Origin of the sequence: Marinospirillum minutulum DSM 6287 (assembly GCF_000422325.1) — a bacterium.
Lineage (GTDB): Bacteria > Pseudomonadota > Gammaproteobacteria > Pseudomonadales > Halomonadaceae > Marinospirillum > Marinospirillum minutulum.
The window spans coordinates 243,947-256,426 of sequence record NZ_AULO01000011.1; the positions used below are offsets into that span (position 1 = coordinate 243,947).

General features: G+C 43.6%; 12 protein-coding genes. All 12 read right to left on the reverse strand.

The features are described 5' to 3' along the window. Positions 1 to 33: 33 nt before the first annotated feature. Positions 34 to 828: an ethylbenzene dehydrogenase-related protein gene (locus tag H571_RS0106410; RefSeq protein WP_036217796.1), complete on the reverse strand. Its 795-nt coding sequence runs from the start codon at positions 826 to 828 to the stop codon at positions 34 to 36. A 10-nt stretch (positions 829 to 838) separates the two neighbouring features. Continuing rightward, positions 839 to 1,582 carry a molecular chaperone TorD family protein gene (locus H571_RS14455; protein ID WP_051168189.1) on the reverse strand — a complete coding sequence of 248 codons (744 nt, stop codon included), beginning with the start codon at positions 1,580 to 1,582 and terminating at the stop codon, positions 839 to 841. Between the two features lie 17 nt (positions 1,583 to 1,599). Continuing rightward, complete coding sequence (gene clrB / locus H571_RS0106420) at positions 1,600 to 2,580, reverse strand: chlorate reductase subunit beta (protein WP_027848587.1); 981 nt, start codon at positions 2,578 to 2,580, stop codon at positions 1,600 to 1,602. A 12-nt stretch (positions 2,581 to 2,592) separates the two neighbouring features. Further along, complete coding sequence (gene clrA, locus H571_RS0106425) at positions 2,593 to 5,364, reverse strand: chlorate reductase subunit alpha (RefSeq protein ID WP_027848588.1); 2,772 nt, start codon at positions 5,362 to 5,364, stop codon at positions 2,593 to 2,595. Positions 5,365 to 5,573: 209 nt separating this feature from the next. Further along, positions 5,574 to 5,894 (reverse strand): membrane protein insertion efficiency factor YidD, encoded by a 321-nt coding sequence (gene yidD / locus H571_RS0106430; RefSeq protein ID WP_084482711.1) that lies wholly within the window; start codon positions 5,892 to 5,894, stop codon positions 5,574 to 5,576. A gap of 14 nt (positions 5,895 to 5,908) precedes the next feature. Continuing rightward, positions 5,909 to 6,352: a phosphoribosyl-AMP cyclohydrolase gene (gene hisI / locus H571_RS0106435; protein ID WP_027848590.1), complete on the reverse strand. Its 444-nt coding sequence runs from the start codon at positions 6,350 to 6,352 to the stop codon at positions 5,909 to 5,911. Positions 6,353 to 6,365: 13 nt separating this feature from the next. Then, complete coding sequence (locus H571_RS0106440; RefSeq protein ID WP_027848591.1) at positions 6,366 to 7,700, reverse strand: dihydroorotase; 1,335 nt, start codon at positions 7,698 to 7,700, stop codon at positions 6,366 to 6,368. Next, positions 7,693 to 8,163: a transcriptional repressor gene (locus tag H571_RS0106445; RefSeq protein ID WP_027848592.1), complete on the reverse strand. Its 471-nt coding sequence runs from the start codon at positions 8,161 to 8,163 to the stop codon at positions 7,693 to 7,695. The genes H571_RS0106440 and H571_RS0106445 overlap by 8 nt, the downstream gene beginning before the upstream one ends. A 28-nt stretch (positions 8,164 to 8,191) precedes the next feature. After that, entirely contained in the window at positions 8,192 to 9,196 is a 1,005-nt protein-coding gene (locus tag H571_RS0106450) for an alpha-L-glutamate ligase-like protein (protein WP_027848593.1), read from the reverse strand. Positions 9,197 to 9,202: 6 nt separating this feature from the next. Next, complete coding sequence (locus tag H571_RS0106455; protein ID WP_027848594.1) at positions 9,203 to 10,729, reverse strand: UUP1 family membrane protein; 1,527 nt, start codon at positions 10,727 to 10,729, stop codon at positions 9,203 to 9,205. Then, on the reverse strand, positions 10,726 to 11,532 hold the full coding sequence (locus H571_RS0106460) for an ATP-dependent zinc protease family protein (protein ID WP_027848595.1): 807 nt from the start codon (positions 11,530 to 11,532) through the stop codon (positions 10,726 to 10,728). The genes H571_RS0106455 and H571_RS0106460 overlap by 4 nt, the downstream gene beginning before the upstream one ends. 40 nt (positions 11,533 to 11,572) lie before the next feature. Then, entirely contained in the window at positions 11,573 to 12,391 is an 819-nt protein-coding gene (locus H571_RS14460; protein ID WP_084482713.1) for a DUF599 domain-containing protein, read from the reverse strand. Between the last annotated feature and the right edge of the window lie 89 nt (positions 12,392 to 12,480).

Below are 12,480 nucleotides of genomic sequence, written 5' to 3' on the forward strand. Positions count from 1 at the left end.
TAATGAAATTTAACCCATTTATTTAAGCGACAATTATTTAGCCGCTAAGTCCATCAAAACCCAACCCAAGGTCACCATTTTATTGCCGTCACGCTGTTCATCTTCACCTTGCCATAGCGCAAAAGCGATAGGAACTATACCTTTCTTTAAAGCAATTTGGTGTTTTCCCTTGGTTTTTATTTCACGAGACATAACTAAGCGACGTTGATTATTTTGTGGATTTTTATCAACCTTGTAGGTTGCTTTGCCTGTCACTGTTTGCTCAGGAAGATGGGTCGTACTACCAAAACCACCGGCAGCTAAGTTTTGCACGTCTGTATCGCTGGCAGTCCAAAACCAAATATTAACAGGCATGTCTGGCCCAGTGCCCATCATATAGGAGGTGTTTTCACCTTTAAGTGCAAACTGAATAGCTGCACTATCACTGAAGGCATCAACTGTTTTTGCACTATTATCGGTTGCATCTTTCCAGCGCATACGCACATAAAAGCGATCTGCTGTACGTGCTAGCTGAAAATAAACCTGACCATTTTGGGCTGGGTTAAACCTAAGTAAAGTAGAGCTATGAACTGGTGGTGCAGCATTTACGGCAATACGATAAGTGGGGATACGATCCCAAATAATATCATCTGGGTCATTAGGATCTCTTAAATAAATATTTTCAGGTAAACGAGAAACTTTTACTGTTTCACCTGTAAAAACTTCTTTAATGGTAGGGTCAGGTTCGCTTTGCGTTGCTGCATTCAAGATAAAAGAACTAGCGGTAAGCGTGAGCAAAATGCCTAAGGTGGTTATCTTTTTGATTAAAGTGCTTTTCGTTGCCGTCATAGTCAACTCCTTAATTCCAAAGGTTCTGTGCCAAGCTTGCAGGACGTTCAACCTTATCCGCTAATTTAGCAGCACTAAGACCTACTAGGGTTTCTAACTCACTTAGCTGTTGGCGTAACCAAAGTGGAAGGTCTTCGATCAAGCGTACTAAAGTTGCATCTAGTTCTAAGTTGGTTTGTGATGTCAGCTTTTGATTAATGGTTTCAAACAAGGGCACTAGGTAGGCTTGTAAAAAATCACGCTGGGCAAGTCGATAAGCCTTAGGGTCTATGCCACGCTTAAGGGCTTGTGCTTCAAGGTGATGTAGCACTACCATACACTCCAACATAGTTACTAAATGGTCTGGTTCTTCGTTGCGACCTTCGTCAGTAGTTGCTGCCTTCAAGCCAAAGTTTTTATAAAAAGCCTGAAGATTCAGCATGTAAATGGATCGAGACAAACCTTCTAGTAAACTCCCATAGTCACCAGCTAAAAGATTGATATTAGGTTTACCGCGTTTACCATGTGTAAAAGCAGCAATATAACCAGCTTCTAGGGTTGCAAAATCTTTGCTTACAGGACTTTTTGGCCACTCACGACCCGTAACGCTATACCAGGCCTTGTTAAAGGTTTCATAAAATCTTCCTTCAACTAAGGCATCCTGAAACTCAGGTAGGGGATGCCCCAGTGCAACCGCTGCTAGTTGGTAAATTGAAGCACAGGCTAACGCACGTTCAGGCGTATTGACCCTGGCTAAAGGTTGTTGGCTTACCATAGTTTTAGCGCCTTAATTTAGCTGAGCTTAAACATTTCGGAATGTACAAAACCGATCAAGGTATCCATTAACTCGCTTTCTTTGCCCTCTGCTTTGGCTTGGCGCTCCTTTTCTACTGTAGCTAGCGCTTCTTTTACTTTAGGGCCAAATAAGCTTTCTAGGTATTCCAGCGGAATTCTTGATTCATCAAGCACTTCACCATTTTTGCCATACTTAGGTGGTGAGGTGGGTGGAATATAAAATACGTTAGGTTGAGTGCCCCATTCAGGGTGTAAGGGCAAGGCAACCTTGTATTTATTTACTAGGGTATGAATAGGACCTTCGACATCATCAAGGTAGCCAACCCAACGGATACGACCAACACATTGACGTGCACAAGCAGGCGGTAGGCCTTTTTCAACACGTGGGTAACAGAAAATACATTTTTCAGATTTGGAGATTTTTTCGTTAAAGTAAACTTTTTTATAGGGACAAGCATTAACACAATAGCGGTAACCACGGCAGCGCTCTTGATCAACTAGTACGATACCGTCTTCTTGACGCTTGTAGATAGCGTTACGTGAACAAGCCGCCAAACAAGCAGGGTTAGCACAGTGGTTACAAAGCCTTGGTAGGTAAAAGTAGTAGCTGTTTGGGTAATCACCCTCCCCTTCGTCTTCGTCCCAGTTAGCGCCCCAAGTGGGTTTAACATTGGGACGCATCCAAGGATCAGTACCGGTCATTAGGGCATCGGTATAGTTGTACTCCCATGGAATACCGTAATCTTCCTTGCTTGGCTGCTTGCCTAGCTTAAGACCACCACCGGCATCAAATCCACCCCCCATGTTTTGGTAATCACGTGGGTAACCTAAGCCTGGTTGAGTTTCAACATTATTCCAATACATAAACTCGCGGCCATTTCGGTTAGTCCACATAAGTTTACAAGCCGTTGTACAGGTTTGGCAGCCTATGCATTTGTTTAAATCTAGAACCATGCTTAGTTGACGTTTAACAGTCATAATTTTCTCCCCTTACACGGCTCTTGGTTCGTTAATGTCTTTATCTTTGGCTAGTTCGATGTCGTAGCAGCTTTCATGGATATGCTGGTTAGCATTCCATTTTGCATAGATAAATTTAAGATGACCCCAGCCACCAACTAGTTCGAGTGGTTGTAGAAAAATAGCATTCGAAATATTCATGTTTTTACGTTGAATGTACTGATGCGGCTCCCAGCCGTGCTCCATCATGATGGAGTTTACTGGAATGCTAGGATAAAACTTGGCCTGGGCAAAAAACTCACCATTGCCATTAAACAAGCGTACTGTGTCACCGTCTTTAATCCCACGCTGCTCTGCTAACTGGGGATTGATATAAATATTAGGTTCACCACGCTGCAACCGCAGCATAAACTTATTAGAACGCCAGTTAGAGTGAATGCCCCAACGTGCATGAGGTGAATAGAAGTTTAACGGGTAGTCTGAAGCTTCGGGTCCTGCATGTTGACGTGCAGTGGGTACTGTAGACTTTAACTTAACAAACCTTGGGTGGTCACAATAGAAGGTGATACGACCCGTTAAGGTTTCATAGGGTTTTTTATCGTCAGTTTGTGCGGTAAAGGGGTTATAGGGTTGATCAGGCTTAAGTGGTTGATTTAAACCAGCCTGCTCATTCATAACTATAAAGCCACGTTCAGAGGCTTCTTCTACGCTGACACCGCCAAATTCAGGTGAGTTTTCAATAATGTATTTAAATACATCATAATCAGTGTTCAGGGCTCCTTGACGAGTAAAGTCATCGTGAATAGTGTGCAGGTCACGAGTAACCTCACCATCTTGAATAGGCCCAATACCACGGGCTAGCGCACGCTCCTGAATTTTTTTAGTCAAAAGCGCCATAATGTCCCAGTCAGGTTTGGAGTCCCCTACAGGCTCTACTGAGCGGGTAAAAACATTAGCAAAACGATGGTAGCCTTGGGTTCGTATATCCCAGGCCTCATAGTGACTAGCGGCGGGTAGCACATAGTCAGCCCATTCGGCAGTAGAGTCCATACGCACATTAATATTCACATACAGCTCTTCAGCTTGGCGCAAATGCTCTTCACGGTATTTATCTGACATTTTGTTACGACGGAAAGTATTGTCAGCAATGGAAATCATGCCTTTAATTTCGCCATAATAGGGCATCCAGCCCTCTTCTATTGACTCGTTCATCATCTCTTCCATTTCATCGAGATCGAAGCCAACGCGCTTTTTAAGCTTAGCGTTATTAAAATGTTTGCGTGCACCTTCCATCATGCCGCCACGTAAAAATTCACCTAGGCCACCAGCTTCATAACGGGCTGATTTTTTACCTTCAAAGTTTGCTAGTTCACTCCAGCGCGGGTGATTCCAAACTACCCAAGAAGTATCTAAGCCACCAGTACGTCCACCATGACCAGTTAAAGCTAAAGCTAGTGCATAACCCCAACCAGTATAAAGGCAGTTGGAATAACTAGAAGTAATGTAGCCTAGCATGATGATGGCTTTTTTAGCTGCCGCTAGGTGACGCACTTCTTGGCGCACGACATCTGGATGAATATTAGTATCTTTAAAAGTTTTTTCTGGTGTGTATTTGGCAGCTTCTAGCTTAACTTTTTCGAAAACTGTGGTGACTTTAATGCCTTCTACTCTAAAGGTTCCCTCAATAGCAGGGTCAACCTTGCCTAGCCTTAAAGTTTTATCCTCAGCACCCATAGAACCTTTAGCTTGCACTGCCTGCTTGGTGTTTAAATCCCAATGGTAAAAAACCTCATCAGAGCCACCTTTAACTAGATCAGCTTCACGCAACAGCTTGCCGTTATCAACCCTCACCAACATGGGTAAGTCGGTCTGTTCTTTCATAAAGTCAGGTTTGAATAACTTTTCTTCAATAATGACGTTAACAAATGCCATGGCTAAGAAGGGATCAGAACCTTGGTTAATAGGCATCCAGAGGTCGGTATGAATAGAACTAGGGTTGTAATCAGGCGCTGTACTGGTAATGCGTGCGCCGTTGTATTTAGCTTCCCAAATGTAATGAGCATCGGGTATACGTGTGGCATTAGGGTTAATCATACCCAGCATGATGTAATCGGCATCAAACCAAGCATCAGAAGTGAAGCTTTCTAAAGGGTTGCCATAAGCAAGGTGCGCACCAGTATTTAAGTCACCTACTACAGTAAAGCCATCTAGTTGAATACCGCCAACTAGGGAGGCAAAACGGTTAGGTGCCGACTGGCGCACCATAGTTTGGTTGCCTGAGCCTTGGTGGGTTTTAAGCTTACCTGGACCGTATTTAACAAAGATATCAATGATTTTATCGGCAATTTCTTCAGTCGCCTGATCCCATGAAATCCGTTGCCACTTACCTGCACCTCTTTCACCTGTACGCTTAAGTGGGTAGCGGATACGGTCAGCTTCGTACATGGCGGTAGAGTGAATAGCACCTTTTTGGCAACCGCGAGGATTAGCATCGGGCACTTTGACATTAATTTGTGGGTATTGTGCTATTTGCTCTTCACGCAGCACTATCCCATCTTTGGTGAAGATATTCCAAGCACAGTTACCCATGCAGTTAATACAGTGAGCAGCTTTTCCTACTTTATCCCAAGACCACTCGTTGCGATAAAGGTCTTCCCAACCGCGATAGGGGTAGTCTGCTTTTAAGGTGTCTCCGATGGGTTCTAAGCGATTAAGTGCCCAAGTGTTACTGCTACTTAAAACACCAGCTCCGGCACTTACCACACCTAAACCTTTTAAAAAATTTCGGCGATTCACTTGCTGCATAGGTCTACTCCTTCTAGCCTTAGTGACAAGCCTGCTCACTAGTGCTTGGTCTATACTTAATGCTGATGACTTCTACTTATAAGCACCTTACTAGTATTGTTTAGTTAAAAATATGACTCACGTCAATTTTTTAAAAGCAGTAAATTCAAAGATATAGCAATGGCGATGTTCAGCCAAATTCAATTAAAGGTCTAGCTTTGGGGCTTGCTTTATTTTTTTAACGATTTTTCAGGTACCATATCTACACCACCTTCATGCAAGGGGTGGCATTTACCTAAGCGTTTAATAGCTAGCCAAAAACCTTTAAAAGGGCCGTGAGTTTGTACGGCCTCTATCGCATAGCTAGAACAGGTGGGATAAAAACGGCAGCTAGGGGGTTTAAGTGGGCTAATAAATAATTGATAGAAGCGAAATAATCCTATCAAGAGCTTTTTAAGCAACCAAGCCAGTAATTTTAATGGTGTTAACAGCCAATCTATTAGCGTCTTAGGCTTAGGTTTTGGCTGAGTTATTAGCTGTTTTTCTGGCATAGCTGGCTTTAAAGCTATTTATACAGGCTAGCAGGGTCAACTTCTGGCGCAGTAAGCACTTCTAATTGCTCACCTTTTAGGCCTAAGTAGAAACAGCTTTTACGACCTGTGTGGCAGGCTGGGCCTTGCTGATCGACTTCTAGCAACAAAGCATCACCGTCACAATCTACCCGCAGCCCTTTTAGCCACTGAACCTGACCAGAAGATTCGCCCTTGCGCCATAGTTTTTGGCGTGAACGGGACCAATAGCAGGCTCGTCCTTCTTCAAGCGAAATCAATAAAGACTCTTTATTCATCCAAGCCAGCATCAATACCTCTTGGGTATCGAACTGCTGAGCTATGGCGGTGATTAAGCCTTGCTCATTGAATACTAAGCGATCAACTATTTTAGAAATGTTACGTTGTGAGCCAACAGGCGCTGTTTCTAAATCGAGCCAAAACTGATTATTTGATGCCATTAGCTAGCCTTAATTAACGGTTAAAAGTAAGACGCTGACCATGGATACTTTGACCTAACTCACCCTCATGCCAAGCAAAACCACCATTAACCAGAGTAGTAACAATACGGCTATTGAAGGTATGGCCTTCAAAGGGTGACCAGCCACATTTATAAAGAATGGATTCTTTAGTTACGGTGGTGGTGGCTTGTAAATCAACTAAAACCAAGTCGGCAAAATAACCTTCACGCAAATAGCCTCGGTCTTTTACTTGAAAAGCTTCGGCTGGGTTATGGCAAGCCTTTTGTACCAAGGTTTGTAGCGATAAGCGCCCTGCATGGTAATGATCAAACAAGCTAGGTAAAGCATGTTGCACTAAAGGTAAACCAGCTGGTGCTTTAAAGTAGCTGCGTTGTTTTTCTTCCCAAGTATGGGGTGCGTGGTCGGTAGCGATAACATCAATACGACCTTCTGTTATGGCTTGTAAAATGGCATCGCGGTCTTCTTTACGCTTAACGGCGGGGTTACATTTAATTTGTGCACCCAAGCGTTCATAATCTTCTTCACTAAACCAAAGGTGGTGTACACAGGCTTCTGCTGTAATACGTTTACCTTTTAAAGCGCCTGGCTCAAATAATTCCAACTCTTTAGCTGTGGTTATGTGTAATACATGCAGGCGAGTATTGTGTTTTTTAGCCAGCTCTACTGCATAGGATGAAGATTTCCAGCAGGCCGCTTCAGAACGAATATAAGGGTGTTCACTAAAAGGAACCTCATCACCGTATTTTTCACGCGCCGCTTCTTCGTTAGCAGTAATCATGGGCGTGTCTTCACAATGGGTTGCTACTAAAATGGGCGCATGTTCAAAAATGGCTTCTAAGGTTTCTGGGTTGTCTACCAGCATATTGCCGGTTGAAGCACCCATGAAAATTTTAACACCACAAGCCGCTTGCGGGTCTAGGTTTTTAATTTCTTCTAGGTTGTCATTACTTGCGCCTAGATAAAAAGCAAAGTTAGCGCGTGAACGGCCTGCTGCACGTTGGTACTTATCTTCCAAAGCCTGCGCATTAATGGTTAGCGGGTCTACATTGGGCATTTCCATGTAGGTAGTAATACCGCCAGCCACTGCTGCCGCTGATTCTGTTGCTATATCGCCTTTATGAGTTAAACCTGGCTCACGAAAATGCACTTGGTCGTCTATCATGCCTGGTAAAAGGTGTAAACCAGTTGCGTCTATCACTTGCTTAGCAGGTGCTGAAGATAAATCGGGCGCTATAGCAGCAATACGCTGATCAGACACAGCAACATCAGCTTTAGTTAAATGACCTTCATTAACTAGGGTGGCGTTTAAAATAAGTAAATCATACATGGGCTGGCTCCCTAAGGTGTTTGTCTGGTTGGCAGTCTTGACACCTGCCATGCACTTCTATGGTTTTTTTCTCAACACTAAAGCCTTGTTTAGCGGCGGCGGCATCTAGGCGCTGGTCAATTAAATCTTCGTGTAGCTCTTGCACATAACCACAGACTTCACAAATAAGCAGTTGGTAGGCTTGAACATGCTCTGGACAGGTGCAACGAACATAAGCATTTAATGATTCTATACGATGAATTAGACCATTGCTGAGTAAAAAATCGATGGCACGGTAAACGGTGGGTGGTCTAGCTGAGGAGTTCTCTAGGGCTAGCCTATCTAGGAGGTCGTAAGCTTTAGCGCCTCCTGGACTTTGGACAATTAGTTCCAAAACGCGGCGGCGAGTAGGCGTTAATCTTAACCCCTCACGCTGGCAAAAGGCATCTGCTTTTGCCATTAACTCATCTGGTACCTGACTCATTCTATTAGCTTCTTTAAACAGTGTGAGCTTATTCTACGTTGAGCGGGCTAACAGAACAAACTTGCCTAGCAAATAGTTGCTGTGCCACCTTTACTCTGACTTCACTCACCTCTGCTGGGCCTCTTAGTTGCGCCCTATGTTGATCAATTGCTTCTAGTCTAGGTTTTAAGCCAGCGCCATTAGCCATTTGAATGGCTAAACCAGGGCGGGCATTCAGCTCTAACAACAAAGGCCCCAGTTCAGCATCAACCACTAAATCGGCACCTAGGTAGCCTAAACCAGTCATATCATAACAACCTGCGGCTAATTCAAGGAGGTACTGCCAGTTTTGAATACGTAGTTTTTGTAACACACTGCCCGTATCTGGGTGCACAAACACTGGGCGATCATCTTGTACTGCTTGAATCGCTGTACCTAGGGTTAAATCAATACCTACACCTAACGCGCCTTGGTGAAGGTTGGCTTTACCATCGGAAGCACGTGTAGAAAGACGCATCATCGCCATAATGGGATAACCATGATAAATAATTACCCGTATATCCGGCACGCCTTCAAAAGTAAAATCAGCAAACTCTTTAGCACTATGAATCAGGCTTTCAATAATGGCGGCATCTGGGTGACCCCCTAGGCTATAAAGCCCTGAAATAAGGTTGGATAAATGCCGCTCTACGGCTTGCCGTGAAATCCACTCCCCTGAAGCTTTTAGGTATTTATCACCACTGGCAAACTGAATAACTAAAATACCTTTACCACCACTTCCTTTAGCAGGTTTGATAACAAAGCCACCCTGCTTAGGTAGGTAATCTTCAAACTTGGCTATTTCAGCTTGATGACGAATAGTACCCAGCAAGGCAGGTGTTGCAATTTGGTAATCCTGAGCTAAGAGTTTGGTTAGTAATTTATCATCAACGGAAGGAAAACTAGAGCGAGGATTATGGGCGCTAATGCAGGCAAGATTACGTTCATTTAACCCAAGCACACCTAACTGACGTAACTGGCTAGGGCTAACAAAATTGTTTTTTAGCCAACGCAGCATGGTCTACTCCCCGCCCTTGGGTTGGTTAGCTAAAGGGCTAAAGCGCCAAAGTTCTAGCAGGCGATAACCGGTATAACTGCCTACTATTAAAATAAGTGCCAGAACCACTAGCTGTAGCCCTAAAAAGTTGAACATCCAATAACGCACTTCATAAATATCCATCAATAAAAAAGCAACCGTTGCAGTAATCAAACTACCGCCACCCTGCTTAACCACTTCTAAGGGACCCTCCTCTTCCCAAAGAATCGACATGCGCTCAATAGTCCAAGCTAAAATAATCATTGGGAAAAGGGTTACTTTCATGCCAGTCGTGATTCCTGTATGAAAGGAAATAACCGCAAACAAGGCAATCATGCCAATTACACAAACAATCACTGCCGCTACACGGGCAACTAATAACAAGTTTAAATGCGCCAAAAGTTGCCGAAGTACTAAGCCTGCGCTGACAAGTATTAAAAAGGTAATTAAGCCAGCGGATAAAGACATTTCTAAAAAGGCCAAAGCAATTAGCAGTGGCATAAAAGTACCTGACGTTTTTAAACCCACAAACACCCTTAAAAGCACCACAACCAAAGCACCTAAAGGCAGTAACAAGAGGGTTTTGAACAAGGCTTGTTCAGAAATAGGCAGGCTATGAATGGAAAGGCTTAATAAAGCATCTTTAACGGCTAGCGCATTAACACTACTGCTGGCAGGCTCATGGGTAGTCAGCATAGAAAAAGTGACTTTAGATTCGTGCGCTCCTTCAACTTCTAAAATAGGCCCCGCTTGCTGCTGCCATAACAGGTAGTTATTGCCCGTTATATCTAAGCTTATTGCAGAATTTACATCAAAAAGTTGCCAATTTTGACCACTAAACACTTGTACTAGCTGTTGTAAAGCTTGGCGGCGGCGACCATCTTCAAGCTTTACACCATAAAGGACTCTTGCTGGAATTTTGGCATCATTTAAAAGATTAACCATGGCTTCAGAAGCCGTCATTTCACTTAATAATAACCGTCCATTTTGATTGTTTTCATTACTAATACGCTCAGCCAGTGCTTTAGCTAAACTAAAAGGATCGGCTGACTCTTGCCATGAACGGCGTAGAATTTGTGCTGCCGCTGCTTTCAAGGGTAGCGACCAGGTGCTTGGCATTAACTCTGGCGCATGGTCTACCGCTGGAATATGACGCTTAGGATCAAACTGAAATTGGGCACGGTAATACAGCCATTGTGTGCCTGTCGCACTACGAATACTCCACTCAGCAAAGCGTTGATCGCCTTCTACAAAGCTAACACCAAAGCCCGGTGAAGCGGTGTGTTCAGAGCGCATTAAAAAGCCCGGCTGACTTTGGGGTATGGCTAAGCGCACCTTAACAGGCGCACCTTCTGCTTCCATTTCAACACGGGCTTCTAAATCCCAATAGGTTTGCTGGCTACCGGGTAAAAGCGGCACTTGGTGTACAAAATGCCGCCAAGCGGTGTGCATACCACCCAGTAAAACAAGTAGTAGTGCAGTCCAAAGTAAAGTAGAGCGCCCCTGCTTCATAGTGATGACTCTTCAGGCTTACCTTGTACATAGGCTTTGCTAACATCGATTACAGCAATATCCATAAAGAAACGTCGCCCCAGAAGCACAGGAAAAGTTAGGTTGCCTCTATCAGTCAAAGTGAATTCAACTGTTTGAGTTAAATTACCTAATTGTATGGGTAAAGAAACCACAGGACGTGTTTCTGAGCCGCTAGCCTGGGTAACAGTTACCTTGCGAATCATTTGAGCTTCCACTTCTACTTTAGATGCTGGTTGATCTTTTTCTGGCTGGAAATGGGTTTCAAACCTAACCCAAGTTTTGCCATCGCGTTCAAACTGCTGCAAGTTAATAGCATGTAAAGAAGAGGTATTGGCACCTGAATCAATTCGCGCCGGTAAAACAAGTTTTTGAGCAGGAAAATAAACCCACTCATGCTGACCCAAGAGCATTTTGCCATCTTCCTGAACAACTTCGGTCAGAGGGGTAGTAGAGAAACTTGGCTCTAATAATTTGCCTAGCTGTTGTATTTGAGAGGAATGTTGCTGTTGAAGCTTTAAGTTTTCTTGCTGAAAGTTTTTAACCAGTGTTCTTAACTGCTGTAGTTCTTTAGCCTGCTGTTTTTGGTTGGTTAACTGCCGTTCTTCTAAAGCGGCTAATGCTTGTTGGAAGTTAGCTTGCAAGGCTTGGCTGGAAGCCTGTAATTCTTTAGTGGTAACCAACACCTGCTTTTCTTCATTGGTTGGCAATAGCTGGCAGCCAGTTAAGAAAAACACTAGGAAAAAAATTAATAAACGGCCTAAGAGTTGGGTGCTGCCAGTCATAAAGTAAAAGCCTTAAGCTAGAAAGTTAAGGCCAGCTATACTAATGATTTGTATTCGTCGGTGTAGTGTCTCGTGCGGGCGACAAGCTAGGTTTGGCTGTGGCACTAGGCTCTATGTCTTGCAAGATGCCTCGAAAACTAACATTAAGATCACGCCCTGCTGCTAAAGCCTTAAGGGTTTTGGAATGAAATTCACGGCGATACAAAATACCTACAACAGCCACCGTGGAAAAAATTAAAACCAGCGGATGCAAAAACCAGCCCAATAAAGCCAAACCAAAATAGTAAGCTCTTAGGCCATAATTAAACTGGTTGGCAGCTAGGTCGATTACATTTGCAGCCTGCACAGCAAAAGCATTTCTCGCACCTGGCGTAATATCCTTTTCGCTAGGCAGCGGTGCACTAGCAATCAGAATGGCGCAAAAATTGTATTGGCGCATAGACCAAGTAAAGGTAAAAAATGCGTAGATAAAAATACCAATCAGTAGAAGCAGTTTTATTTCTATTCCTAACTGACTAGGTAATACCCTAGTAAAAGGCAGCTCATTAACAATAGTGAGTGCTTTTTCAGCAGCACCTAATAGGCTAAACAAGGCAGCTAAAATTAACAAAGAGCTAGAAGCAAAAAACGCACCATTGCGCTCTAGGTGAGTCATAATGGTAGCATCAGCAATTCGCACTTCTCTATCGACCATCCGCTTCATCCAGTCATAGCGATAACCATGCATGGTTGCAGCTAAGCAGCGCTTAGTCCGTAAGCGTAAGCGGCAGTAATAGTAATACCAAGTCCAACAAATAAAAAAGCAGCCAATAGCTAACCAATCTAGCCAGCTGAAAGTCTCTAGTAAGCTACTAGGCAAGGCAAACTCCTTAAAAAATTTTCTAGTCAATCGGAGCAAAATTCACTTGCTCTTAACAAGCCATTATGTGCAACAAGGTTATTTTGTTA